This is a genomic window from Pedobacter sp. UYP30, from assembly GCF_040547165.1.
GTDB lineage: Bacteria > Bacteroidota > Bacteroidia > Sphingobacteriales > Sphingobacteriaceae > Pedobacter.
On sequence record NZ_JBEPPD010000003.1, the window covers coordinates 223406 to 247765 of the forward strand.

At 39.7% G+C, this 24360-nt stretch carries 25 protein-coding genes; 9 read left to right on the plus strand and 16 right to left on the minus strand.

All coding sequences use genetic code 11. From position 1 onward, the window contains the following. Positions 1-6 precede the first annotated feature (6 nt). Together polA and ABIB40_RS05285 are read right to left on the minus strand one after the other, a co-directional pair. The gene (gene polA / locus ABIB40_RS05280) at positions 7-2817 is read right to left on the minus strand and encodes a DNA polymerase I (protein WP_354356724.1); all 2811 of its coding nucleotides are present in this window, start codon (positions 2815-2817) and stop codon (positions 7-9) included. 1378 nt (positions 2818-4195) lie between these two features. Further along, the gene (locus ABIB40_RS05285; protein ID WP_354356726.1) at positions 4196-4795 is read right to left on the minus strand and encodes a GIN domain-containing protein; all 600 of its coding nucleotides are present in this window, start codon (positions 4793-4795) and stop codon (positions 4196-4198) included. Between the two features lie 531 nt (positions 4796-5326). Between ABIB40_RS05285 and ABIB40_RS05290 the strand changes: the two genes are divergently transcribed. Next, positions 5327-5989: a hypothetical protein gene (locus ABIB40_RS05290; protein ID WP_354356728.1), complete on the plus strand. Its 663-nt coding sequence runs from the start codon at positions 5327-5329 to the stop codon at positions 5987-5989. 86 nt (positions 5990-6075) lie between these two features. Here ABIB40_RS05290 and ABIB40_RS05295 read toward each other — a convergent pair whose 3' ends face one another. The 8 genes from ABIB40_RS05295 to ABIB40_RS05330 form a co-directional block, all read right to left on the minus strand. Further along, positions 6076-6570, minus strand: coding sequence for a hypothetical protein (locus ABIB40_RS05295; protein ID WP_354356730.1), 495 nt, complete (start codon positions 6568-6570; stop codon positions 6076-6078). Between the two features lie 350 nt (positions 6571-6920). After that, positions 6921-7226, minus strand: coding sequence for a zinc-ribbon domain-containing protein (locus ABIB40_RS05300; protein WP_354356732.1), 306 nt, complete (start codon positions 7224-7226; stop codon positions 6921-6923). Positions 7227-7373: 147 nt separating this feature from the next. Continuing rightward, positions 7374-7622, minus strand: coding sequence for a hypothetical protein (locus ABIB40_RS05305; protein ID WP_354356734.1), 249 nt, complete (start codon positions 7620-7622; stop codon positions 7374-7376). Positions 7623-7634: 12 nt separating this feature from the next. Continuing rightward, positions 7635-8273 (minus strand): transposase, encoded by a 639-nt coding sequence (locus ABIB40_RS05310; RefSeq protein ID WP_354356736.1) that lies wholly within the window; start codon positions 8271-8273, stop codon positions 7635-7637. Positions 8274-8435: 162 nt separating this feature from the next. Continuing rightward, positions 8436-9560: a formylglycine-generating enzyme family protein gene (locus tag ABIB40_RS05315; protein WP_354356738.1), complete on the minus strand. Its 1125-nt coding sequence runs from the start codon at positions 9558-9560 to the stop codon at positions 8436-8438. 274 nt (positions 9561-9834) lie between these two features. Beyond that, complete coding sequence (locus ABIB40_RS05320) at positions 9835-10404, minus strand: DNA-3-methyladenine glycosylase I (RefSeq protein ID WP_354356740.1); 570 nt, start codon at positions 10402-10404, stop codon at positions 9835-9837. 153 nt (positions 10405-10557) lie between these two features. Continuing rightward, entirely contained in the window at positions 10558-10725 is a 168-nt protein-coding gene (locus ABIB40_RS05325) for a carboxymuconolactone decarboxylase family protein (RefSeq protein ID WP_354356742.1), read from the minus strand. Positions 10726-10735: 10 nt separating this feature from the next. Beyond that, complete coding sequence (locus ABIB40_RS05330; RefSeq protein WP_354356744.1) at positions 10736-10867, minus strand: hypothetical protein; 132 nt, start codon at positions 10865-10867, stop codon at positions 10736-10738. Between the two features lie 58 nt (positions 10868-10925). Between ABIB40_RS05330 and ABIB40_RS05335 the strand changes: the two genes are divergently transcribed. Next, the gene (locus ABIB40_RS05335) at positions 10926-11285 is read left to right on the plus strand and encodes a hypothetical protein (protein WP_354356746.1); all 360 of its coding nucleotides are present in this window, start codon (positions 10926-10928) and stop codon (positions 11283-11285) included. Here ABIB40_RS05335 and ABIB40_RS05340 read toward each other — a convergent pair. The 3 genes from ABIB40_RS05340 to ABIB40_RS05350 form a co-directional block, all read right to left on the minus strand. Further along, positions 11275-11607: an MGMT family protein gene (locus ABIB40_RS05340; RefSeq protein WP_354356748.1), complete on the minus strand. Its 333-nt coding sequence runs from the start codon at positions 11605-11607 to the stop codon at positions 11275-11277. The genes ABIB40_RS05335 and ABIB40_RS05340 overlap by 11 nt on opposite strands. Next, positions 11608-12258: a tRNA (guanosine(46)-N7)-methyltransferase TrmB gene (trmB, locus tag ABIB40_RS05345; protein WP_354356750.1), complete on the minus strand. Its 651-nt coding sequence runs from the start codon at positions 12256-12258 to the stop codon at positions 11608-11610. Between the two features lie 1033 nt (positions 12259-13291). Then, positions 13292-13513: a hypothetical protein gene (locus tag ABIB40_RS05350; protein WP_354356752.1), complete on the minus strand. Its 222-nt coding sequence runs from the start codon at positions 13511-13513 to the stop codon at positions 13292-13294. Between the two features lie 10 nt (positions 13514-13523). On the opposite strand from ABIB40_RS05350, the gene ABIB40_RS05355 reads away from it, so the two are divergent. Beyond that, a complete protein-coding gene (locus tag ABIB40_RS05355) occupies positions 13524-14456 on the plus strand; it encodes a hydrogen peroxide-inducible genes activator (protein WP_354356754.1) in 933 nt (310 codons plus the stop codon). A 75-nt stretch (positions 14457-14531) separates the two neighbouring features. Here ABIB40_RS05355 and ABIB40_RS05360 read toward each other — a convergent pair whose 3' ends face one another. Next, the gene (locus ABIB40_RS05360) at positions 14532-15278 is read right to left on the minus strand and encodes a class I SAM-dependent methyltransferase (RefSeq protein ID WP_354356756.1); all 747 of its coding nucleotides are present in this window, start codon (positions 15276-15278) and stop codon (positions 14532-14534) included. 120 nt (positions 15279-15398) lie between these two features. On the opposite strand from ABIB40_RS05360, the gene ABIB40_RS05365 reads away from it, so the two are divergent. From ABIB40_RS05365 to ABIB40_RS05380, 4 genes are all read left to right on the plus strand, one after another. After that, positions 15399-16679 carry a replication-associated recombination protein A gene (locus ABIB40_RS05365; protein ID WP_354356758.1) on the plus strand — a complete coding sequence of 427 codons (1281 nt, stop codon included), beginning with the start codon at positions 15399-15401 and terminating at the stop codon, positions 16677-16679. A gap of 553 nt (positions 16680-17232) precedes the next feature. Beyond that, a complete protein-coding gene (locus ABIB40_RS05370; protein WP_354356760.1) occupies positions 17233-18705 on the plus strand; it encodes a DUF5687 family protein in 1473 nt (490 codons plus the stop codon). A gap of 2 nt (positions 18706-18707) precedes the next feature. Further along, positions 18708-19400, plus strand: a complete 693-nt coding sequence (locus tag ABIB40_RS05375) for an ABC transporter ATP-binding protein (RefSeq protein ID WP_354356762.1) — start codon at positions 18708-18710, stop codon at positions 19398-19400. Between the two features lie 175 nt (positions 19401-19575). Next, positions 19576-20253, plus strand: a complete 678-nt coding sequence (locus ABIB40_RS05380; protein ID WP_354356764.1) for a YiaD family glycine zipper/OmpA-like lipoprotein — start codon at positions 19576-19578, stop codon at positions 20251-20253. 63 nt (positions 20254-20316) lie between these two features. Here the strand turns inward: ABIB40_RS05380 and ABIB40_RS05385 are convergent, their stop codons facing one another. Then, complete coding sequence (locus ABIB40_RS05385; RefSeq protein ID WP_354356766.1) at positions 20317-20661, minus strand: hypothetical protein; 345 nt, start codon at positions 20659-20661, stop codon at positions 20317-20319. 83 nt (positions 20662-20744) lie between these two features. Between ABIB40_RS05385 and ABIB40_RS05390 the strand changes: the two genes are divergently transcribed. Both ABIB40_RS05390 and ABIB40_RS05395 read left to right on the plus strand, forming a co-directional pair. Beyond that, positions 20745-21770, plus strand: coding sequence for a Gfo/Idh/MocA family oxidoreductase (locus tag ABIB40_RS05390; protein ID WP_354356768.1), 1026 nt, complete (start codon positions 20745-20747; stop codon positions 21768-21770). 25 nt (positions 21771-21795) lie between these two features. Beyond that, positions 21796-22605, plus strand: a complete 810-nt coding sequence (locus tag ABIB40_RS05395; RefSeq protein WP_354356770.1) for a M90 family metallopeptidase — start codon at positions 21796-21798, stop codon at positions 22603-22605. A 13-nt stretch (positions 22606-22618) separates the two neighbouring features. On the opposite strand, the gene ABIB40_RS05400 is transcribed toward ABIB40_RS05395, so the two are convergent. Continuing rightward, positions 22619-23605, minus strand: coding sequence for an alpha/beta fold hydrolase (locus ABIB40_RS05400; protein WP_354356772.1), 987 nt, complete (start codon positions 23603-23605; stop codon positions 22619-22621). Positions 23606-24360: the final 755 nt, after the last annotated feature.

Below are 24360 nucleotides of genomic sequence, written 5' to 3' on the forward strand. Positions count from 1 at the left end.
AGTTTATTAATGCGCCTCTAACCAATTATTTCCTTCGCCAACTTCTACCACAATTGGCACAGTAAGTTTCATTGCGTTTACCATTTTATCTTTAATAATTTCTTTCATCAACTCTTTCTCGCTTTTTAACACATCAAAAACCAATTCATCATGTACTTGCATGGTCATGGTAGATTTTAGGTTTTCGGCTTTCATTTGCTTATGAATATTAATCATGGCTATTTTTATCATATCTGCAGCAGAACCTTGTATCGGGGCGTTTATTGCATTTCGTTCTGCATAACCGCGCACCGTTTGATTGGCGGAAGTGATGTCTCTCAAATAGCGCCTTCTACCCATAATGGTTTCCACAAATCCATTTTCGCGGGCAAAATTCATGGTATCGCTCATGTACCTTTTAATGCCCGGATATTGGGCAAAGTACTGTTCTATAATTTCTGCCGCTTCTTTTCTCGGAATGTTTAGGTTTTGCGATAGCCCAAAAGCAGACTGACCGTAGATAATACCAAAGTTTACCGCTTTTGCATTTCTGCGTTGATTGCTGTCTACATCTTCAATAGCTACGCCGTAAACTTTTGCAGCGGTTGCTGTGTGGATGTCTATCCCGTTGGTAAACGCCTCTAGCATGTTTTCTTCCTTGCTAATTTCTGCGATAATGCGCAGCTCTATTTGAGAATAATCGGCAGAAAGCAAAATGTGGTTGTCATCTCTTGGGATAAATGCTTTTCTAACCTCTCTGCCACGCTCTGTACGGATGGGAATGTTTTGTAAATTTGGATTGTTGCTGCTCAGCCTTCCTGTTGCGGCAACCGCTTGGTTGTAAGAAGTGTGCACCCTGCCGGTTTTTGGATTTACCATCAGCGGTAGCGCATCTACATAGGTAGACTTTAGTTTTTGCAACTGTCTAAATTCTAAAATATCTTTTACTATATCACTTTTATGCGCCAATGCCAATAATACATCTTCGCCAGTTTGGTATTGGCCGGTTTTGGTTTTCTTCGCCTTTGGGTCTAACTGTAATTTATCGAACAACACTTCGCCCAATTGCTTTGGTGAGGCCAGATTAAATTTAATGCCAGCCTTGTCGTACACATTTTGCTCAAACTGAATAATTTCTTTTTCTAGCTCTGCCGAATAGATTTTTAGCGTTTCTACGTCAATCCTAACTCCTTCTCTCTCAATATCAGCAAGCACATAAATCAAAGGGTTTTCTATTTCATCTGCTAGTTTAGCCGCATTAAGTTCCTTAAGCATTGGTTCAAAAATATGGGCCAACTGCAAAGTTACATCGGCATCTTCTGCAGCATAATCCACTACATCAATAACCGGCACATCGCGCATATTGCCTTGGTTCTTTCCTTTCGGGCCAATTAATTTTGTAATAGAAATAGGCGCGTAATTTAAATAGTTTTCTGCGAGTACGTCCATTCCATGTCTGGTATCTGGATCTATGAGGTAATGCGCAAGCATCGTGTCGAACAATTTTCCTTTTACCTGAACGCCGTACCAGCTCAATACCAAGATATCATACTTGATATTTTGGCCAATTTTTTCAATGGCTTCATTTTCCAAAACTACCTTAAACTCGTCCAAAATAACTTGTGCCTCAGCTCTATTTGCCGAAAGCGGAATGTAAAATGCCTCTCCCGGATTTATCGCGAAGGAAAGCCCAACCAATTCGGCCATGTTGGCATCGGTACTGGTGGTTTCGGTATCGAAGGAAATTCTAGCTTCAGCGAGCAAGATTTTAATTAACGCTGCGCGCGCTTCTTCATTTTCTACTAGCTTATAATCATGCTCGGTATCTTCGATGGTTTTTACGGGAAGCACTTCTGTCGGTTCTTCTTCGGTCAAACTTTTATACACCACTTCTCCACCCATGTTCCCCCCAAATAAATCGGTTTGGATGCCTTCGGTAGTTTTAGCGATGCCTACAGAAAATTCATCACCGAACACCCGCCTGCCCAGCGTTCTAAATTCCAACTCCGCAAATAGAGGTTCTAACAAATCTCTGTTTGGCTCGCAAAGCAATAAATCTTCTTCATCCAGATCGATGGGCACATCTAAAATAATAGTTGCCAGTTTTTTTGAGAGCAAACCCTGCTCCGCAAAATTTTCTACATTTTCGCGTTGTTTGCCTTTTAACTCATGGCTGTTGGCAATGATGTTTTCCATCGAACCATATTTTTGGATCAATAATTTTGATGTTTTCTCGCCAATGCCCGGAATACCCGGAATGTTGTCAACAGCATCGCCCCAAAGGCCCAAAATATCTATAACCTGTAAAACATTTTCTATTTCCCATTTGGCCAAAATTTCCTTTACGCCCAGAATTTCCATACCATTTCCCATTCTGCTAGGTTTGTACATAAAAATATTTTCAGAAACCAGTTGGGCAAAATCCTTGTCTGGCGTCATGCAAAAAACCTGAAATCCCTTTTTTTCTGCCTTTTTGGCTAAAGTGCCAATAATGTCATCGGCCTCGTAACCATCTGAGGTGATTACGGGAATGTTAAAACCTGTAATTAACTTAATAACATAAGGCATGGCCGCTGCTAAATCTTCTGGCATGGCCTGCCGCTGCGCTTTATAAGCTTCGTAAACAATGTGTCTTTCTGTGGGAGCTGCGGTATCAAAAACCACGGCAATATGGGTTGGCTGTTCTTTATTTATTACTTCTAACAAGGTGTTGGTAAAACCCATTACCGCAGAAGTGTTGATGCCAGTAGAGGTAAAACGTGGATTTTTACTTAACGCAAAGTGTGCGCGGTACATCAGCGCCATTCCATCTAAAAGAAATAATTTTTTATCAGCCATGTTGATACAGAAATTTTAAAAGCAACGTCGAAGAAAATATATTCATCGGGCAATAAAAGTAACTAAAGTTTAAGCTTTAGCGAAAAAGTTGAGTTTTTAGTTTAAGAGTATGGCTGTTCGGAACCTTCCTAATGGAGGAAAGAAGTATAGGGAAATCAGAAGTCAGAAATCAGTTATTTATCTTCCAAAACTAAATTTGTTCTCTCTATCGACGCCTCGCTTGACCATCTCGCTAGTCCCGGCCTAGCAGCAGTTTGGAGGAAAAAATGCTAAGAGGGGAAATTAGAAGTCGGATGTCAGAAATCAGATAACGACGCAATTCATCGTAAATTAAGCTGTTCTCCTCTTTTTTAGGAGGGGTTGGGGCAATGTCATAGTGTTAAGAAAAAACACCAAAATGATGTCATCCTGAGGTTTAATATATTTCATATAAATCAATATAAATGACGTTTTTGTTTAAGCTCGCTATAGCCACTTTTGCTTAGCCATCTCGCTAGTCCCGGCCTAGCAGCAGTTTGGAGGAAAAAACGCCGAGAACCGTCGTGCAGAAACTTTCAAACGGCATTGTCCAAAAAGAATTTGCAGCCTGTGGGCAGGCGATTAGCGATGGAGAAAGGCCTCAAATTATTGTAAAAAGCGGTTTGGCGAGTTTTTACCCGAAGGGCTGCCAGCCTTGATTTTTTGTAAACTTTTTTATCAAGAAAAAAGTTTGAAGCCCGTGCGGCTAGCACAGCGTTAGGTATAGTGGAGGTTCTTTTTGGCAAGGCTTAATGAAAGAGTAATAGAAATCAAAAAATAGTATAATTATCTGCTAATTAATTGATTATAAATAACGTCAATGGTAGCTTGTCGAAGGACAATTATTTTCTTGGTTTTTGACTATTGAGAGGTCTTCGACAAGCTCAGATTGACAGTAATTTAGTTTAACTCTATGACATTGGGCGTGGTTGGGAAAGGCCTCGAAGCATCGATGAAAAACAGCTTGGCGAATTTTTACCCAAAGAGATGCCAGCCTTGAGTTTATTCATCAGTGTTTATTGTTTTATTTGCATTCATGAGCTCGCAGAAATGCTCGGTTTGTCTCTTTTTGTCAATAAAAAGAGAGACGCCCCTCCGGCTAGGAGAACGTAGGGAAGAGTTGATGACCATTTTTTATAAGAATGAAGGAAGGAGTAATAAAAATGAGATATTATTTAAATAACTGATGTAAAAACGTCAATGGTAGCTTCCCGAATGGTCGAGACAAGTAGTCGAAGGACAGCTATTTTGTTGGTTGGCAAATTCACAAACATTGAAACTTAGACGTGAGCAAAATTACGCACACAAAGAAAAAGCGATGGAAATGCTCCATCGCTTTAATTAACTTGTGTTGGGTATATTATTTTGTGGCAGCGAAGTTATCTGAATTGCTTAAGGTCATTTGTGCTTCTAGATCAGTGTTTTGAGCAGCGAAGTGAGCCATGCTAAGGCTGCTGTTCTTGCTGCTTGCCAAGGTGTGGTTTTTTGTGTCGCCGCTTAAGGTTAAGGAAGAGTTGTCGTTAAGTATGGTGTATAAGCTAGAAGTAGACGTATTGATGTTGGCCTTTGCGTTTCCTTTTAGAAAAACCTGCAAATTGTTTACAGCTAATTTTCCGTCTGTTTTGATAACCGCATTATCATTGCCTTGGATTCTGTAGATGTCTTTTACATAAACCACCAATCTTGCAGTGCCATTGTTTGCTGAGGTAATGCTAAGTTCATCTCCTTGTTGCATTACTTTTGCAGTACCAAAGTTGTTATCGGCATAGCTAACGCCCTCTTTGTTCGATTGGATAAAAGTTACTTCTACGTTTCCGCTTACGCTAACTTTTTTAAATGTTTTTACTTGTGTTGTTTCTGTTGTTGGATGTTTTACTGATGCATTTGCAGAAAGTGAGCTAACGGTTAAAGTTAAAGCTGCGAAAGATGTTGCGATGATGGTTTTGATTTGAGTTTTCATGATAATTAAGTTTTTATACGTTTAAAATATTTTTAAGTTTTTGTGCTTGTTTTGTAATTAAGACCACCTTAACACACATTTGTTGCAGCCCAAAACTGGGTAATAGACTAGCCTAAAAAAACAATCGACCAACGCCGTAGACTTGTAGACGAAAAAAGGTTGGGCGGCAGGGCGGTCGGAAATCAGAAGTCGGAAATCGGGTATTTTTAAGTCGGGGAAAAAATAATTTAACCACAAAGTTCGCAAAGAAAAACACAGAGAACGCAATGAAAAGCCGCTGCTCCCTTTTGTGGGCTCTCTGCAGAACTTAGCGTTCTTTTTGGTGTAGTACAACGTAATTAAGCGGGAAGGGGAAAGCGAAATCTAACTAGCGTGTCGTCACCGCCAGTAATGAGGCAGTCTGGTAAACCAAATATAAGTTGGCACAGTCGATTCGGTTATTTGTCTTGAGAAAATACATTTACGCAATCATCATTCATGTAGCCAATTGAATTTTGTAACTTCGGGCAATAGTTTAAAAACCTTTTAAAGATGAAATTCTTTTTGGCAATCCTGTCTTTTATATGCTGTGCTCAATTGGCTTTTGCCCAAGATTTTGTGGTGAAGAACAATGGCGATGTTCTTAGAGGAACTATTCGGGGAACTAATACCGCTTCGGTGGTTATTGCCAATGAAAATAACGAGGTTACGCTTATCGAGGCCAAAGACGCAAAGAGCTTTTTCTGGAATGGCGATAGTTATGTAAGCAAGGGCTTCGCAGGACGCCGAGATCTGGATTTTAAGTTTGTAAAGGTGTTGAAATTCGGAAAGGTAAATTTATACAGCATTGGCGGCGAGGCAGCACCACCCATAAAACAACAAAAAAGCGTTAGGTTTAGGCCTTCCGTTGGTATCGGAACTGGTGGAGCCGGATTTGGTGGGGGCATTGTTATAGGCGGCGGAGGAAACAATCAGCCAGATAGACCCGCAGGCGCGCCAGTTATTCACTACTTTATAGAAAAACCCGGAAGCGGCCCAATGCAAGAAATTCCCATTAAGGCCATTACCAATCCCGATAAATACGCGGCTGTTAAAAGCATCTTGCTACAAAAAATGGGCGACAGCGCCGGGTTAAAATCTCAAATAGAAAGCACGACTGAGTTTAATAGGAAAGAGGTGGAGGAATTGGTGGAAGGGTATAATAAGGGAGAATAGGTGTTTAAACTCATTCTATGATATAGTCTTTTGCTTAATTAAGATGGTAAAGTTAATTTTTATAGGTGACGAATTTTTTGTGCAACTTATTGTTTTGAGATACCATAGCATGCAATCGTCGAACCATCGATGTAATCATAGCCGAGATTTGGTACATCTGGACTAAACCAAATTTCCTTTACCCCCATAGATCCAATAATTAAGACGTAAGTCGTGGCTGCGATTCCTTTTTCTTTATAAGAACTGACAATTGGATAGCTAAATTCGACCCATTCTCCGTCATACAAAGGTTTTTGTGTAACTATCATGTTTACAAAATCGAACTGATGATATGAAACTTCATCTCTAGCTTCTATTGTTACTCCGTTTAACTCTTTGTCATAACTTGTACTTTTGAAAGTAAATTTTTTTCCTTTTAATTTATCATTATTCATGCGTTTCGGTTCACTGCTCTTAACTACCTCATCTTTAGCGCCATCAATATCTCGTGGTGATATTATATTATTTGAATCCGTTGAAGCCTGATAACTAGGATGTCCTTTATCGGAATCTGAGCCGGTATAGTATCCGAAAGCTATCACGGATATTAAAATGCCAAAAAAAATATAATATCCAGAATTACCATTAGTCTGTTTTTCCTCTAAAACGGCTTTCTCGTCTTTGTTGATGATGATTTCATTAGCGTCAAAATGTTCTTCGTAAACAAATGGTTCATTATACGTTATGATATAGATTTCTTCAAAAATAAATTGTGTTTGTCTTAAAATTTCTTGGATAGCTTTTTTACTATAAGTTAAAACAATCTCCTTATTTATAAAGCTACCACTCTCAATAAAGCCGAGTTTTTCAACTCGTTAAGTTTCTCGCTATTAAAATTGGAGACATTGCCTAAATCGAACAAAATTTTGTAGCTTTTCTCATCTTTCGAGAATTACACAAAATTTTCACGATTGTTCATAATAAAATATCCCGACAAGTCGATTAATTGCAGTAGTTTTTCTTCTAAAGGTTCATATCGTTTATCGAGTTTTTCCGTTGGTTCGATGATAGGTTTTGCTTCATCGTGCTTTTTGCTGTTGAATAACTTAGCTCCGCAATTATAACAAAAGTTGTTTTTTATGGGATTTTCAGTTCCGCACTGTCCACAAAATTTCGGTTTTATTGGCATATAGAGTGATTTGATTTTGTAAGATAAGGCACCTCGACTTGAAAAGGAATAAATTAAATCCGGTACCATAAGTTAATTATCAAAAAACAAATTAGAAAACGGGAAACCGTAATTACGGATATTTGTCGCTTAGAGCATCGAAATTTTGCCGTGACTTAGATTAATACCAATGCGGATTATTTTAGTCTGTCTGGGCAGAAAATTTTCTGCCCGTACTTATATTTTCTTCCATTTCAAATCGTCTTTGGGATGTTGGTTTTCGCCTAATAAATCGATGGCACCAATGGCATCAGCATCTGTGCTAACTTCATATTCACCAACCCACCTGTAAGCGTTTGGGTTTAGTTTTATTTTTACTGCTTTCAAATTCAAAATATCATTGTAGCCGTGTTCGTAGCCACGTACCACTATTCTGGTATCGGGTGGCAGGGTATGTAAATGTTGTATTAATTCTGATGCGGTCATATTTATTGTATATCAATTAGCATAAAATTTATCTTCATTCCATTTTACAGGATTATTGATAATATAATTTGAAATTGTTTGATACGATTGTTCGTCTCGGATGATGTGTTCGTAATAATTGCGTTGCCAAACGGTTTCAATATGTGTGTTGTTACGAAACCATTTTGTTACACCAATTTTAAAACCACGCACCACCGAACCAATTGTTTTTGACGGTGATCGTAGGGGCGAAAAATTTTTCGCCCTATTATCGTCCAACGCCCTATTATCGTCCAACGCCCTATCATCATCCAACATCCCATTGTTTTTATCATTTTCGGGCGAATGACCGCTATTCATTCCATTTTCGGGCGAATGATTATTCGCCCCTACCAATTCGATAATACCGTGAATGTGGTTCGGCATTATAATTTGTTCGTGCAATATCACATTTGGAAAATGTTTTGGTATTTGCTCCCAACATTCATCTGCTATTTTTCCTGCATCGTTCAATACCATTTCGGGCGAATGATTATTCGCTACGGTAATTTTACCGAACAAACTCGACCTGTTTTCACAACAAATGGTTATAAAATACAATCCTGCCTGCGAATAAGCGTATCCCTTTAATCGGATAGACCTACGATGATGTAAATTAGAATTGTAGGGCATTGGCAATTACAATTTTTGATAAATTTTCAGCAATTTTTAGATTCAATTCTGTTTCTATCCCTGTTCTTGACAACATGATTGCAAGATAATAATTTATTACAATTCTTAAGCTGATATTTTGACGATAGTTACCAACGGATTGGCACTATAGATCTATTAAAATTACTTACCCGCCACACACCTAAATCCCGTATTTTCCAAGCCGGTATCTGTAGAAGACTTCATTCTAGAACTAACGCGGTAGCCTTTGCAATAAGAAGCATTGCACATAAACGAACCGCCACGAGTTACCTTTTTCGGTACTTTGGGTTCATCGGGGTCATTGCTGGTTGCAGGCCCTTGCGGATTTACGGTGGTTTTGCCTGCCAAGCTTTGGTAATAATCGACACGGTACCAATCGGCGGTCCATTCCCAAACATTGCCTGCCATATCATAAAGGCCGTAGCCATTTGGCGCAAAAGAACCAGTTTTGGCTAAGCCATCAAAGCCATCCCAATCGGTGTTTTTATTTGGGAAAGTTCCTTGCCAAGTATTTGCTTTGGGTTTTTTGCTTTCTATCGCTTCGTTTCCCCAAGGGTATTTAGCATCTTTCAATCCGCCTCTGGCAGCAAATTCCCATTCTGCTTCGGTAGGCAAGCGTTTGCCCGCCCATTTGGCATAGGCGTAAGCATCATCCCAAGAAACCTGCGTAACCGGATACGTTTCTTTGCCTGCAATACTGCTTTTTGGCCCAGCCGGATGGCGCCAATCGGCGCCGGGTGTCCAAGACCACCATTGCGACACATTATCTAAAGGAACGGGATGGTTGGGCGGCGTAAATGTTAAAGAGGATGCAACCAAGGCTTCTTCTGGCGGTTTTGGTGTGCCCGCAGGAAGTTGCTTTTTTAGTTCCTCCCAATCTGGCTTTCTTTCGGCAATGGTTTTATAGCCAGTTGCTTTTACAAAGGCTGCAAATTGGGCGTTAGTTACTTCTGTGGCATCCATGTAGAAACCATCTACTTTTACCGCATGAATCGGATATTCATCTGGCCTGCCTTCTTTATCAGACGCGCCCATCATAAAAGTTCCACCGGGGATCCATTTCATGCCTGTTCTGTCTTTGGTTTGGGTAGAGAGAGAATCGGGCAGCGTGGCAGTTTTAATGGCCGCGCCAAACCTGCTTGGCAGATTGCTCTGACAAGACATTCCGTCTTTACTGCTATGTGTTTTGGTAGTTTCGGCTGGCTTTTGTTGACAAGAAAAAAGCGAAACCATCAATATAAAAAGCAAAGAATAATATTTTGGCATGTTTGAACTTATAATTACTACTAAGTTACCTTTTTGTTGAGGATAAAAAAACTGCTGAATTAAGAATGAAGTCTCCGCCGCTTTAAATGCGTTTATTGAAATAAACAGGAGATAAATATCATCCATCATTCAAATTTCGAACAGCTGATAACCACGAAACCAATCATTAAAGCCTTTGTATATTGTCAACAGAATCTATGTAAATTTGAAATAAAAGCTATGTATTTTGGAAATATACCTTATGTAAATGGATGCTATATATAAACGTGTAATGTTACCACGCTACGCAACCTTCAATATGATCGTTTACCATTCCAGTTGCCTGCATATACGCGTAGCAAATGGTGCTGCCAAAAAACTTGAAGCCGCGTTTTTTCATATCCTTGCTTATTGCGTCAGATAAGGGCGTTGTAGCCGGAACTTTATTATTGCCGTCAATTTGGTTTACTACAGGTTTCCCATCGGGTAAAAAGCCCCAAATGTATTTCGAGAAAGTTCCAAATGCTGTTTGAATTTCTATAAAACGTGCTGCATTATTTATCGCACCTAAAATTTTTAACCTATTTCTGATGATGCCTTCGTCTTGCAGCAATCGTGCTACATCCTCCTCGCCAAAGCATGCAACTTTCTTTACCTCAAAATTAGCGAAAGCTTTTCTGTAATGCGCTCGCCTGCGCAAAATGGTTATCCAACTCAGTCCGGCTTGCGCGCCTTCTAAAATTAGAAATTCAAATAATGTTTTATCATCATATACCGGTTTCCCCCATTCTTCATCATGGTATTTAATGTACAAAGGGTCTGTGCCACACCAATGGCACCTAACTATTTTTTGTTGTTCTGGCATTTTTTTGAAGTATAATTCAACTAAAATTAAACATTTACACAGGAGTCATTAATTAACTTCATGAATAATCGGTATAATTACTTGTAATATAGGTCTTTAGATTTAAGCTTTATGCGTGTTGCTTTCAGTCTTTATGTAAATCGTCCCAATAAGCTATTGCGTGCGATAATGTGGAATAACAATGCTTCCGCCAACCAAATTGACAATCATAAAAGCCTCGTTTATTTCTTCGGTGCTTAGGCCTTCTTGATGTGGATTTCCCAGGTGGTATTTTATGCCATCATAGAAACGCAACACCATCGAGGCAAGCAATCCGAGCATTTTTTTGGTCTTAACATTTTAAAGCGCCTTCTGCTTGTGAAGTGGTGTCTAAAGCCAAAAAGCACTTCATATTAGTATTCGCTGTTTCGATGGCACGCTGGTTTAGCGCGGTTCTCTCTTCGTTAAATTTATCTACTAACATTCCCATGTTCTTTATCCTGATTAAATTTTCTTAATTTACGAAATTAAGCATCTTATTTATGAAAATTATTTCGGCCAAAACACATGCAGTGTTGGATTTCGTAACCGTTATTGCGCTATTGGCGGTTCCAGATCTCGTGTCTCTTTCTCCACACGCGGCCGTACTTTCTTATGCACTTGCAGGAATTCACTTTTTAATGACTGTTATGACCGATTTTAGCGGAGGGATACTTAAAATAATACCCTTCAAAATTCACGGTTATGTAGAACTTTTGGTTGGAATTGCACTCGTTATCCTTGCATTTACTTTTTTTAAAGGCAATAAGGCAGATGAGATTTACTTTGCCTGTTTTGGCATCATTATTTTAATTGTTTTCTGTACAACAGATTACCATAAAAAACTTCCAACTATATTGTAATTTCTTCCATCGGATTCCAAAAAAGCGTTTTAAAGTCCACTATTTTATTGTCGGCAACTTTTACGTTTTCTTTAAGCAACAATTCTTCCATTAACTCTGGCGGATTGAAATGAAACCTGCCCGTTAGCAACCCATTATGGTTTACCACGCGGTGTGCGGGCACACTTGGCGAAGCCAGATGCGAAACGCTCATGGCGGTTCCAACCATTCGAGAGGATTTTGCTGCACCCAAACTTTTTGCAATAGCGCCGTAAGATGTTATTCTCCCTTTCGGGATGAGACGTGCAATTTCATAAACCTGTTCGTAAAAGTTAGTGTTCATTTAATCGAAAGAAAATTGGATGTAATTGATGTTTTTATCGTGCAGTAAATATTTTTTCTCGTAATACGTTTTTATGGATAAAACTTCATCCAACACCTCTGATGTGTACAAATGATCAGTGTTTTTGTGGGTTTTTAACCCGAGGGCTTCTACGGTTTCGCAGGTGTATAAATAAAGTTGGTCATTATCAGTTTTTAAGTTGATTTTACCTCCCTTTTTTAGCAGGGGTTTGTATTTCTCTAAAAAGCGTGGCGAAGTTAGCCTCTTTTTCTCTCTGCTTAATTGTGGCTGCGGATCCGGGAAGGTGATCCAAATTTCGTCTATTTCGCCTTCTCCAAAATAGTCTAAAATATTTTCAATTTGAATCCGCAAAAAAGCGACATTTTCAATACCATCTTCTATGGCCGTTTTTGCCCCCCGCCAAATCCTATTACCCTTATAATCTATGCCGATAAAATTTTTTTCGGGAAACAGTTGTGCCAGATTTACGGCATATTCTCCTTTTCCGCAGGCAAGCTCTAACACCAATGGATTGCAGTTTTTAAAATGGTTATTTGTCCAGTTGCCTTTTAATGGTTTGGCTTCTTCTAGCTGATATACGTTTGCAAAAGTATCTATCTCTGCAAACCTGCGTAACTTGTCTTTTCCCAATGTGCTTTAACCTTCTGATAAATGATGAAGCGCCAAAATTAAGAATAAATTAAAATAGAATCGACTCTTTGTAAATTGGAGTTATTGTGCCTTACACACAGCGGTATCAGAACGGGTGAAATGTTTGTAGCACCAAATAGTTTAATGTAGCATACGCCCCAGTCGGCGTCGAACCTCACTTTAAAAATAACTTCTATAAAAATTTAACCCGTTCGGGATTACAAACGGGACAGAATAATTGGAAATCTACCGAGCAAAGCGAGATTTGAAAGTTAGAAATACTTTTAGTTAAGTATTCACGTCCTCTAACCGAACCCGAAGGATTCAAATGCTTGTAGCACCAAATAGTTTAATGTAGCATACGACCCCCGACGGGGTCGAATCTCTCCTCGCAGAGAATTTTTATAAATATTTAATCCCTTCGGGATTACAAAAGTCAACGATAACGAAGAGGGGCAGGGGCAATGTCATTAACTTAAGGAAATCGTTTGTAAGCCTCAGGTTTAGTATATTTCATAGAAATCAATATAAGTGACGTTTTTTAACGCGCTATAGCCATCTCGCTAGTTCCGGCCTCGCAGCAGTTTGGAGGAAAAAATGCCTGAAGCTGCTTGCATAAGCCGGACACTTTGCAGCTACGAAGGGGATTCGCAGCCTTGCGCGCAATAAGCCCAGGGAGAGGCCTCGAATCATCGATATTAAACAGCTTGGCGAGTTTATACCCAAAGAGGTGCCAGCCTTGATTTATTCACGGGTTGTTGTTGATTAAATGCGTTCGTGAGCTCTCAGAAAATGCTCGGTTTTTGTAAACTTTTTTATCAAGAAAAAAGTTTGAAGCCCGTGAGGCTAGCACAGCATGAGGCAGAGCGGAGGTCTTTTAGGGTAAGGCGGAATGAAGGGGTAGTGGAAATCAAATAACATCATAATTATGTGAAATTCAATTAATTATAAATAACGTCAATGGTGGTCTCCCGAACGGTCGGGACGAGTAGTCGAAATGCGTGAGCGAGAAATCAATGGGCAGCAATCAGCTTCAGCAGCCAATGCCAGGTGCAGGAACGAGTTCGGCATAAGCGAAATACAATAAGTCACATAGAATTCGTTTCGACCGCTTTCCTTTTAAAACAATTGCCAGCGCAGTTGGAGAGGTTAAGAATCGCAAGTATCCGGTAATTTCCTTGTTATCCAAATCAGAGGCGAAAATGTGTAGTTTGATTTTATAGCTTAAATTGATATATTTGAAAGAATACATCATTTTTAACTATATGACTTTAGTTCAACTAGAATATATTGTTGCGGTAGATACCTACATAAGTTTTGTGGCTGCAGCCGAAAAGTGCTTTGTTACCCAACCTACGCTAAGCATGCAGGTGCAAAAACTAGAAGACATGTTGGGCGTTAAAATATTTGATCGGAGCAAACAACCCGTCAACCCAACAGAAATTGGCGTACACATCATCGCCCAAGCCAGAACGATTTTGCAAGAGGCCGGGAAGGTTAAGGAGTTGATTAGCGCACAAAAATTAGAGGTTTCGGGAGAGTTTAAAATTGGAGTAATTCCAACAGTCGCGCCTTATCTATTGCCTAAAGTTATTGCAAATATGCTTTCAAAGTATCCCGATTTAAAACTGATAATCTGGGAGTATACCACAGAGGATATATTGATCCATTTGAAAACAGGAGTATTGGATTGCGGCATTCTTGCCACCCCTTTGGTAGATGCAAACGTAACCGAGCATGTGCTCTATTACGAGAATTTTGTGGCCTATTTGAATAGGGGGAGTAAGCTTTATAAAAAGAAGATCATCGATCCTGTAGATTTAAACGATGAGAATGTTTGGGTGTTGAATGAAGGGCATTGCATGCGCAACCAGGTTTTAAACATCTGCAGGTCTACCAAAAACAACAGGTTGCAAGGCTTAGAGTACAATACCGGCAGCGTAGAAACCTTGGTAAGAATGGTAGATTTAAATGGTGGAGCTACGTTATTGCCCGAGCTCGGTGCAGAAGAATTGACGGGTAAGCAGAAGAACAGATTGCGTAGTTTCAAAGCTCCAGAACCAGTGAGAGAGATTAGCTTAATTACCCATAAAAATTTTATCAAGCATAGAATGCTAGAACTTTTTAAAACAGAGATTTTAGAAACTATTCCAAAACACATGAAAAATAAAAAGAAGAAAGATGTAGTGGGGGTTTGAGAGTTTTTATTTTTTAACAAGAATTAATTGATATCCGACCTCCCAACCTATAACCTGATTCCTATAACCTAGCACCTAATCCCTAGCACCTATTTTCCCTACCCTCAAAAGTACCGGAAAAATTACTTCTTTTTTCGCAGCATCTCCCCAAGCTTCTTTTAGTTCGGTCAATATTAGTTCTATGGGGTTTCTTTCATTCGCTTTTTTATAATGTTGTAGTGCCGACCAAGTATTTAAATAGCCAATAAGTTCGTCGAAGGTCCAGGTTGTGGTAATTTGGAGTTCAGGTGTTTTTATCTCTTCAAATATAAAGGGGATAGAAGTATAGTTTTCTTCTATATACTTTCTTTCTACGTCCCAATATTTACCTAAAATTTGTTCGTAGAGTTTCCATATTACGGCATCTAGTGCTTTATCAATAGTCATTAGGCCGTAGCCAAAAATGGCCAAAACTCCGTTGGGCTTTAACGTTCTGTTTACTTGCGCGTAAAAAGCATCGAAATTAAACCAATGAACAGCTTGCCCGACTGTAATCAGGTCAAATTGATTGTTCTCAAAAATGGGCTCTTCGGCTGCGGCCACGCGATAGCTGACGTTTGGCAGCTCTAGCGCTTTTTTCAACTGGTTTTCGCTGATGTCTGTAGCTTGAACCATTTTAAATTGTTGGGCCAAAACCCGGGCTACTTGTCCGTTTCCTGTTGCACAATCCCAAGCGCAATCTTTACTCGGCACTAGGTCAAATAAAAAATCATACAAAGCTTTAGGATAGTTTGGGCGATAGAGGGCGTATTCAGCAGATTGCATCGAAAAGTTATCTTTCATTTTCTTATATTGATGTTAACAAATTGCCCGATAGGGCGTACAGACTTAAAACATAAAAAGAGATTTACAGTTTTACTAAAAAGATAGACCTACCCATTAATTGATATATTTACCGTTTTTATGCAGAATTTAGCCCCTTTAGCCGAGCGCTTGCGCCCCCAAAACCTACGTGAATATGTTGGCCAAACTCATTTGGTTGGCGTTAATGCGGTGTTGCGCAAAGCAATAGAAAGCGGACAGCTGCCATCGATGATTTTTTGGGGGCCACCGGGCGTAGGCAAAACTACGCTGGCTTACATCATTTCAGAAACTTTAGATCGGCCTTTTTTTAACCTGAGCGCCATAAACAGTGGTGTAAAAGACATTAGGGAAATTATAGAAAAAGCCTCGGCCTTAAAAGATGGTTTACTTGGAAAGCCTATTTTGTTTATTGATGAGATTCATCGTTTCAGTAAATCGCAGCAAGACAGTTTGTTGGGCGCAGTAGAACGTGGCATTATAACGCTTATTGGCGCAACTACAGAAAATCCATCATTTGAGGTTATTTCGGCTTTGCTTTCTCGTTGTCAAGTGTATATTTTGCAGCCGCTTACAGAAGAGGAGTTGGTCGGGTTGCTCGAAACTGCCGTAAAAAAAGATACAGTTCTTTCCTCAAAGCAGATAAAGATAAAGGAACATGAGGCGTTAATTCGGCTGTCTGGTGGTGATGCACGCAAGCTGCTCAATGTACTAGAAATTGCCATAAATGGAATAGGTGGCGAGGAGATTGTACTTACGAATGAAAACGTGTTGGAGCATGCTCAACAAAACCTTGCTTTATATGATAAGGCTGGCGAACAGCATTACGACATTATTTCAGCCTTCATAAAATCCATCCGCGGCAGCGACCCAAATGCGGCAGTTTACTGGTTGGCAAGAATGATAGAAGGGGGTGAGGACCCGCTGTTTATTGCCCGTAGATTGCTTATTCTATCTTCAGAAGATATTGGCAATGCCAATCCTAATGCGTTATTGTTGGCCAACAATTGCTTTACAGCGGTAAATGTTATTGGCTATCCAGAGGCAAGAATAATTTTGTCTCAATGCGTTACCTATTTGGCAAGTTCGGCAAAGAGCAATGCCGCTTACCAGGCCATTGGTAAAGCGCAGTCGTTGGTTAAACAAACAGGTAATTTGCCTGTGCCCTTACATTTAAGAAACGCGCCCACCAAATTGATGAAAAACATTGGCTATGGGAAGGATTATCAGTATTCGCATGGTTACGAGGGCAGCTTCTCGCCGCAAGAGTATTTGCCAGAAAGCATCAGCGGAACAACCTTATATGAGCCCGGCAAAAATGCGGCAGAGGCCAAGTTGCGAGAAACTTTAAAACAAAATTGGAAAGAGAAGTACAATTATTAAGATTCTGTTTGAATTTACAGTTTTATTGTTTACCTGAGACTTCTGACGGAATAGACTAAGAAAAGCTATCATTTACTTTTTTTGTAAATTGTTAATTTTGAAGATAATTGCAACTTACCTCATTTTTCTCTGCGGGCTTCAACCTTGCCTAACTCGGTTTTTACTTTGCCCAACGCTGTCCTATTCGGACGGAAGTCCTACTTTTTTCTTGACAAAAAAGTAGCAAAAACTCAAGGCTTGCACCTCTTTGGGTAAAAATTCGCCAAGCTGTTTAACAACGATGATTCGATGCCTTTCCTCCTAGCTAATTCCCGCGCGCGGCTGCGAATCCTCTTCGCACCAGTAACCCGGCAGTTCTCTTCAAGCAGCTTTAGGCGTTTTTTCCTCCAAACAGTTGCTATGCCGCACCCCACCGAGTTGACTATAGCAATTTTTATCCAAATTTAAACAGGCTCTAAAACTATGGTAATAATTTTTTAAGTTTGTTGTGAAACAGTAAACCGTTTAGGAGCTAATCAACCAACGGTTAAACGACTAAATACAGAAGCCAACTATGCTTTCAATTTTTTTAAATCATCAATGGAAATCTTTTTGGCGCTCAAGAAATAAGGCAGGCAGTATAGCCAGTCAAATCATCATCGGTTTTTTCGTACTGTATTTTATGGCCATCGCCATTTTTGTTGGGGTAGCAATGGCACCGATTTTAATTAAGGTTTTTCCAGGTCAGTCTGCGGTAGTTAGCTTTAACGGCCTCATTCTATATTATTTCGCCGCCGATTTTTTATTGCGGATGCAACTTCAAGAACTCCCAACCTTAGGTATAATTCCCTATCTGCATTTAAAAATAAGGAAAACAGAGATTGTAAAGTTTTTAAATGTTAAGTCGCTTTTTACCGGGTTCAATCTATTGCCTATCTTTATTTTCTTCCCTTTTATTTTCGTAAAGATTGCCCCAACTTATGGCGGTTTTGCTTGCGCGATGTACCTTGTGGCCATACTTTCTTTCGCGATTTTTAACAATTTTTTGGCGCTTTATATCAAGCGAAAATCCATTGCAAACACGGCTTATACGCTTGTGGGTTTCGCCATACTTATCGCCTTGGGCCTGCTAGATTATTTTAAGATAATCTCCATCATGGCCGCATCTGCTTATGTTTTTGGCTATATCGGCAAATATCCACTAAGCGCATTGGTTTTTTCTGTCGGCGCAATTGGGTTGTTTTTGCTCAACTCTCACTATTTGTTAAGCAATTTGTATGTAGAGGAGTTAGGCAGCAAAACAGAGAAGAAAGTAAGTACAGATTATGCTTTCTTAAATAGATTCGGTAAGGTAGGCGAGCTTGCTGCGCTTGAATTAAAGTTGATTCTGCGCCATAAAAGACCCCGCTCTGCAATGATTATGGGTTGCCTATTTCTATTTTATGGTTTTCTATTTTACAAAGAGAAAGCAATTGATCGCGATGCCTTTGGTACGATGATGTTCGGCGCAATTTTTATGACCGGCATCTCTGTAATTATTTATGGCCAATTTATGTTTGCTTGGCAAAGTGCACATTTTGATGGCCTGCTAAGCAGTAAAATAAACTTTAAAAACTTTATTAAAGCAAAATTCCTGCTATTTACCATCGGCTGCACCATCATTACCATATTGGCCAGTTTTTATGGGTTTATAAGTCCGAAGCTTATTTTATTGCAAATTGTAGCATACGTGTATAACATTGGTTTTGGTACAGTAGTGGTGCTTTATTTGGCAACTTTAAACTACAAACATCTGGATATTAATAAGGCTGCAAGCTTTAATTATCAGGGCACAGGCGCTACACAATGGTTGCTTATGTTCCCTTACGCCTTAACGCCCATTTTAATCTATGTTCCATTTGGCATGGCAGACCTTCCGTATTATGGCCTGCTGGCGGTTTTTGTTTTTGGTGCGATTATGCTGCTGATGAGAAACTTTTGGGTAGACTTCTTAACAAAGAGATTTGAAAAACAACGTTATAAGATAGCCGAAGGCTTTAGAGAATAAACATGGTGTTAGAAATAAATGATTTAAAGAAAGTTTACGGCGATAAAACCGTTGTAGATATACCCTCGTTGCGAATCAAAGCTGGCGAAACAGTTGGCTTGGTGGGTAATAATGGTGCAGGTAAAACCACCTTTTTTAGGATGCTTTTAGATTTAATTCGTCCATCAGCGGGCGAAGTATTATCAAAAGGAGAAAATGTAATGCTTAACAGCACTTGGAAAGATTACACGGCTTCTTACCTAGATGAAGGTTTTTTGATAGATTACCTTACCCCCGAGGAGTATTTTATTTTTGTAGGAAGTTTGCACAATTTGAGCATTGCCGATGTACAAGCCTTTCTAAATAAATACCACGAGTTTTTTAACGGAGAGGTGCTTAACAGTGGTAAATACATTAGAGATTTTAGCAAGGGAAATCAAAATAAAGTGGGGATAGCTGCTGCGCTGATGCAAAAGCCAGAAATTTTAATATTGGATGAACCCTTTGCCAACTTGGATCCTACCACTCAAATTAGACTTAAAAAATTGCTGAAAGAACAGTCTGGTCAAATGACTACCTTTATTTCGAGCCATGATTTGAGCCATGTTACAGAGGTTTGTAACCGAATCGTTCTTTTAGAAAAAGGCAAAGTGATTAAAGATTTCGAAACCGACCAAAATTCTTTAAAAGAGTTGGAAAGCTACTTTTCTGCCTAATATTTGTACTAGAAATGATACAATAGAAAGGTTGTATAGGTAAATATAGCTGGTCGTTTTTATTTTGTCTTTTCTCATTTTTAACGATGGGCACTTAAAAAATTTAAAAATTCAGCTGTTTTTGCTTTTTGGCATTGTGTTTGAATACCATCAATAAATTACAAACTTAAACATTATGACAATTTCGAAATTAAGAATAGCCACACTAAGCATAGGATTGGCAATTGGAGCGATGGGGCTTCAAAGCTGCGATAGTTTAACAAAAACTCAAAAAGGAGCTGGTATTGGTGCTGCGGCAGGTGGTGTTATTGGTGCGCTTATAGGAAAAAAAGCGGGTAACACAGCCGTTGGCGCATTAATTGGTGGTGCAATAGGTGGTACTGCTGGTGCATTTATTGGCAAGAGAATGGATAAGCAAGCTGCCGAGATACAAAAAGCCATTCCAAATGCAGAAGTTATCCGCGAAGGCGAAGGTATTATTGTGAAGTTTGATAGCGGTATTTTGTTCGATTTTGATAAGTATGCTTTGAAAGACAACGCAAAAACAAATATTCAAAGTTTGGCGGCCTCTTTAAATCAATACCCAAACACCAACATTAAGGTAATTGGCCACACAGATAGCGTTGGTGCTGTAAATTACAACCAAAAATTATCAGAGAGAAGAGCAGCTTCTGTTAAAGCCTATGCCGTTTCTCAAGGTGTTCCATCTGGCAGGTTAGAAACAATGGGCAAAGGTTCTACCGAGCCAATTGCAAGTAATGCAACCGATGCGGGTCGTTCAGAAAATCGTAGGGTAGAAATAGTAATCGTTGCAAACGATCAGTTAAAGCAAGAAGCAAAACAACAAGGATAGTCGATTCTTGTATTATAGTATAAAAAAAGCTCCGATTTTTTCGGAGCTTTTTCCGTTTATCGGCTAGCTATAAATGTCTTCAAAATATCCAACAACTAGAGATTTCATCAACATTTCCTGTTCCATGGTGGTGTAAGGAGGTATTGCACGCAACAGTTTCCAATGTGGCCAACCATCTTGATCTAAGCCTTCCAACTCGTAAAAACCCATTTCGCTAAGCAACCTACAGGTTGCAACATGCATCAGCTCTTCTTTTTGTCGTTTGCTATATTTTCTCGTACCTTTTCCAAGCTCTTGTACGCCAATTAAAAACAGCATCACTTTAAGGTCCGGAAAATCTGAGTCGAATTCTTTGGCGATCTTTTGTTGCAGGGCCTTCCACTTTGTATTTACTTCCGAAGGTGTCATAAGTGCAAAGGTAAGATTAAAAAAGATTTAATATCGACAGATAAGACGTTCTATAATTGTATTTTTGAGCATAACCTTTTATTATGAACAATACGTACAATAGAAAGATAGCCGTTGGTTTACTCGCTTATGGCATGTCTGGAAAAGTTTTTCAGGCGCCGTTTTTTTCAACGCATCAAGGCTTTAACTTAAAAGCCGTGGTTGAGCGCAACGAGAAGAAGGCCAATTTAGATTATTCAGATATTGTAAGTTATGGAAGTATTGAGGAGCTCTTAGCAGACGATGAAATTGAGCTCGTGGTGGTTAACACACCAAATTACTTACATTTCGAACACGTTAAATTAGCACTTACCAAGGGCAAAAACGTATTGGTAGAAAAGCCGTTCACCGCAACATCTAGGCAGGCTAAAGAACTTTTTGCGCTTGCCGACAAGCAGGGGAAACAACTGTTTTTCTTTCAAAACAGGCGGTACGACAGCGAGTTTCTATCTGCTAAAAAAGTGTTGGCAAGCGGCAAAATCGGCAAGCTGAACGAAATGCATATTCGGTACGATAGGTATAGAAACTTTGTAGGACCCAAAAAATTTAAAGAAAGCCCCATGGCAGCGAGTGGTTTGCTCTATGATTTAGGGCCTCATTTGTTAGATCAAGCCATCAGTTTGTTTGGCACCCCCTTAAACTACCATAAAGTACTCGGAAAGAACAGGGCAGAAACTCTAGTAGATGATTTCTTTAGCATACAACTGGTTTACCCCGATAGTGTATATGTTTTCTTAACTTCTAGTATGCTTGTGGTAGCGCCTCAACCTTCTTTTGTGTTGCACGGTGTAACCGGAACATTTGTAAAAGACCGTTCAGATGTTCAAGAAAGCCAATTGATCGCGGGGCTAAAACCAAACGAAGCAGAATATGGTATAGAGGAGAAAGATAAGGACGGCGTATTAACCACAATAAACGATGCCGGAGAAAAAACAACTCAACTTATTCCATCTGAAAGGGGAGATTACATGCCGCTCTTCGAATCTATTTACCAAGCGATTGTAAACAACCAGGCTTTTCCCGTTACCAGAGCGCAGGTATTGTTACAATTAGAGATTTTAGAAAATTAATCTGTAGTATTTTACAATAAAGCGTATGAGCAATTTGCCCTGGATATATCTGGTGCCAATTTTTTTCTTGAGTTTGTATTTTATCCTCAAAAAGAAGAAAATTAATTTGGTTAAAATAACCGATGATGATCGGAAAATATTGAATGATAAAGTGTCTTTTTATCAGCGGTTGGATAGTGGAGATAAATCAAAATTCGAAAGTAAAATAGCTGCTTTTCTCGGCAGTATTAAAATAGAAGGCGTAGAGCTTGACATTACAGCTTTAGATGAAATGCTGATTGCCTCAAGCGCAATCATCCCTATTTTTGGGTTCGAAGATTGGAAGTACAAAAATTTAACCGCGGTATTATTGTATCCCGATACCTTTAATGCCGAATTTCAGTTTAACAATTCTAAAGATTTAGAAAGCGTTGGCCAAGTTTTGGGTGGTAAACGAAACATTATGGGCATGGTTGGCAGCGGTTTTATGAACGGTCAAATGATTTTATCGCGCGCAGCGCTTACACATGGGTTTGCCAATGCGGTAGACGCCGAAAACACAGGAATTCATGAGTTTGTGCATTTGTTGGATAAATCAGACGGTGCTGCAGATGGCATTCCAGAAAATCTTTTGGCACACCGGTACACCTTACCTTGGTTAAAGATGATGCACGAGGAAATGGGCAAAATTGCACACAATAAATCAGACATAAACCCCTATGCATCAGTAAATGAAGCAGAATTTTTTGCAGTGGTTTCAGAATATTTTTTCGAACGGCCCGATAAACTCAAGGAAAAACATCCAGAAATATATGAGCAATTAGCGCTAATTTTTGCACAAGACCCAGCCGCCTAAAAATACATTGGTTTTATAAACTGCCCACCAGGGCAACCATAAATTCTGTTGTAATTTCTACATGCGGAATGTGTCCGCAGCCATCAAATTCCACCAGTTTTGCACCCGGTATCCGCGCGGCAATCTGCTTTCCTAAAAATCGGTATTGGCCATGTAAGGTTTGCTGCGCCGGCGATAATAGGTTTTTCCCAACAATGGTTTTGTCTTGTTTGCCAATAAACAATACCGTTGGCACGCGCAGGTTTTGAAATTCGTAAAACACAGGTTGCTCGTAAATCATGGTGTAGGTTTCGGCTGCAATTTGTGCGTAACGAGGAAAGTCTGCGCTAAAGGTAACGCCAGCAGCAATGTTAACCAATTTTTCATAAGGGGCTTTCCAAACTGTAAAATAAGACGATCTGTAATAGTTTCTAATACTGGTAGCGGTCTTTTTCAGCTCGGTTTGGTATTGTTGCGCCGTACTTGTATATGGCACAAAAGTTTTATAATCTTCTAAACCTATCGGGTCTTCTAACAAAAGCTTTTCTGTTTTTTCTGGATACATCAACGCAAATCGAGTAGCTAACATTCCGCCCATGCTGTGGCCTAAAATGCTGGCTTTTGTAATGCCCAAGGTATCTAACAGTTTTTTGTTCCAGGCCGCCATGTCATGAAAACTGTAATGGATAAACGCCTTCGACGACCGACCAAAACCGATCTGATCTGGTGCAATTACCCTAAAACCCGCTGCGGTTAAACCCTTAATTACATCGCCCCAATAATAGCCGCCAAAATTCTTTCCATGAAAAAGCACAACGGTTCTCCCATTTGGCCTGTTGGTTGGCGCCACGTCCACATAAGCCATTCTTAAATCTTGGCCTTCTGTATGTATCGGAAAATACTTTACCGGGTAAGGATAAGGAACATTTTCTAAAGTGATAGAAAGGGTATCTATTTTTTGCGCATCACAATAACTTATGGATGATAAAAGGAGCGCTAGGAAGACAATTGTTTTTTTCATAGGTAAACAGACTAAGACCAGTTTAGGCCGAAAGCCCAATTTAGCATAATTTTATTATTAAGGGAAAGTTTTGGTTTTACCTGCTCCAGCGCAAATGGGTTTAAAGTTATCGCTTCGTTATAAAAATGATTTGGGCGTGTCCCTGCGGGCCGGGCTATTCGCTACAAGTCCTCGCTCGTTCCTCGCTGTGGGCTTTTCGCTGCTATCCCTCACGCAAAAAAAATAGCATGATTGATTTAGCCTGTTTAAATTTGGATAAATAAAATTACTATAGCCAGCTCGGTGGGATTGGCCTAACAACTGTTTGGAGGAAAAACGCAGAGGGAAATCAGAAGTCGGATGTCAGAAATCAGATAGCGCAATTCATCGTAAATTAAGCTCCCCTCCTTTTTTTATGAGGGGTTGGTGTGGTTGTAACAGACAGAATAGCATAATTACCCTAATATGTACATACGCTCTCGGCTTGCCGGCCTCTTGAGCGGGCCAACTCAAGATACTTTTTTCTGTGCCAAAAAAGTATCCAAAAAGGCATGGTAAAACGATCCTTCCACGCTATAGCCCACCGCGTGGCTCGGCGTTTTACCAGTCCGGCGCCCCCTATCCCGTGGTTGGGCTTGGCGCTGAGGCGATTTAACTTTCCGAAATAAATATCTGACTACTGATAACTGATTGCTGACTACTGGCTTCGCCTCGCTATAGCCATCTCGCTACTCCCGGCCTAGCAGCAGTTTGGAGGAGAAAATGCTCAGAGGGAA

Bases quoted from the DNA above. Each gene is read 5' to 3' on its own strand.
- polA (WP_354356724.1), bottom strand. From the start codon at position 2,817: ATGGCTGATAAAAAATTATTTCTTTTAGATGGAATGGCGCTGATGTAC.
- ABIB40_RS05285 (WP_354356726.1), bottom strand. From the start codon at position 4,795: ATGAAAACTCAAATCAAAACCATCATCGCAACATCTTTCGCAGCTTTA.
- ABIB40_RS05290 (WP_354356728.1), top strand. From the start codon at position 5,327: ATGAAATTCTTTTTGGCAATCCTGTCTTTTATATGCTGTGCTCAATTG.
- ABIB40_RS05300 (WP_354356732.1), bottom strand. From the start codon at position 7,226: ATGGTACCGGATTTAATTTATTCCTTTTCAAGTCGAGGTGCCTTATCT.
- ABIB40_RS05305 (WP_354356734.1), bottom strand. From the start codon at position 7,622: ATGACCGCATCAGAATTAATACAACATTTACATACCCTGCCACCCGAT.
- ABIB40_RS05310 (WP_354356736.1), bottom strand. From the start codon at position 8,273: ATGCCCTACAATTCTAATTTACATCATCGTAGGTCTATCCGATTAAAG.
- ABIB40_RS05315 (WP_354356738.1), bottom strand. From the start codon at position 9,560: ATGCCAAAATATTATTCTTTGCTTTTTATATTGATGGTTTCGCTTTTT.
- ABIB40_RS05320 (WP_354356740.1), bottom strand. From the start codon at position 10,404: ATGCCAGAACAACAAAAAATAGTTAGGTGCCATTGGTGTGGCACAGAC.
- ABIB40_RS05325 (WP_354356742.1), bottom strand. From the start codon at position 10,725: ATGCTCGGATTGCTTGCCTCGATGGTGTTGCGTTTCTATGATGGCATA.
- ABIB40_RS05330 (WP_354356744.1), bottom strand. From the start codon at position 10,867: ATGTTAGTAGATAAATTTAACGAAGAGAGAACCGCGCTAAACCAGCGT.
- ABIB40_RS05335 (WP_354356746.1), top strand. From the start codon at position 10,926: ATGAAAATTATTTCGGCCAAAACACATGCAGTGTTGGATTTCGTAACC.
- ABIB40_RS05340 (WP_354356748.1), bottom strand. From the start codon at position 11,607: ATGAACACTAACTTTTACGAACAGGTTTATGAAATTGCACGTCTCATC.
- ABIB40_RS05350 (WP_354356752.1), bottom strand. From the start codon at position 13,513: ATGATGTATTCTTTCAAATATATCAATTTAAGCTATAAAATCAAACTA.
- ABIB40_RS05355 (WP_354356754.1), top strand. From the start codon at position 13,524: ATGACTTTAGTTCAACTAGAATATATTGTTGCGGTAGATACCTACATA.
- ABIB40_RS05360 (WP_354356756.1), bottom strand. From the start codon at position 15,278: ATGAAAGATAACTTTTCGATGCAATCTGCTGAATACGCCCTCTATCGC.
- ABIB40_RS05365 (WP_354356758.1), top strand. From the start codon at position 15,399: ATGCAGAATTTAGCCCCTTTAGCCGAGCGCTTGCGCCCCCAAAACCTA.
- ABIB40_RS05370 (WP_354356760.1), top strand. From the start codon at position 17,233: ATGCTTTCAATTTTTTTAAATCATCAATGGAAATCTTTTTGGCGCTCA.
- ABIB40_RS05375 (WP_354356762.1), top strand. From the start codon at position 18,708: ATGGTGTTAGAAATAAATGATTTAAAGAAAGTTTACGGCGATAAAACC.
- ABIB40_RS05380 (WP_354356764.1), top strand. From the start codon at position 19,576: ATGACAATTTCGAAATTAAGAATAGCCACACTAAGCATAGGATTGGCA.
- ABIB40_RS05385 (WP_354356766.1), bottom strand. From the start codon at position 20,661: ATGACACCTTCGGAAGTAAATACAAAGTGGAAGGCCCTGCAACAAAAG.
- ABIB40_RS05390 (WP_354356768.1), top strand. From the start codon at position 20,745: ATGAACAATACGTACAATAGAAAGATAGCCGTTGGTTTACTCGCTTAT.
- ABIB40_RS05395 (WP_354356770.1), top strand. From the start codon at position 21,796: ATGAGCAATTTGCCCTGGATATATCTGGTGCCAATTTTTTTCTTGAGT.
- ABIB40_RS05400 (WP_354356772.1), bottom strand. From the start codon at position 23,605: ATGAAAAAAACAATTGTCTTCCTAGCGCTCCTTTTATCATCCATAAGT.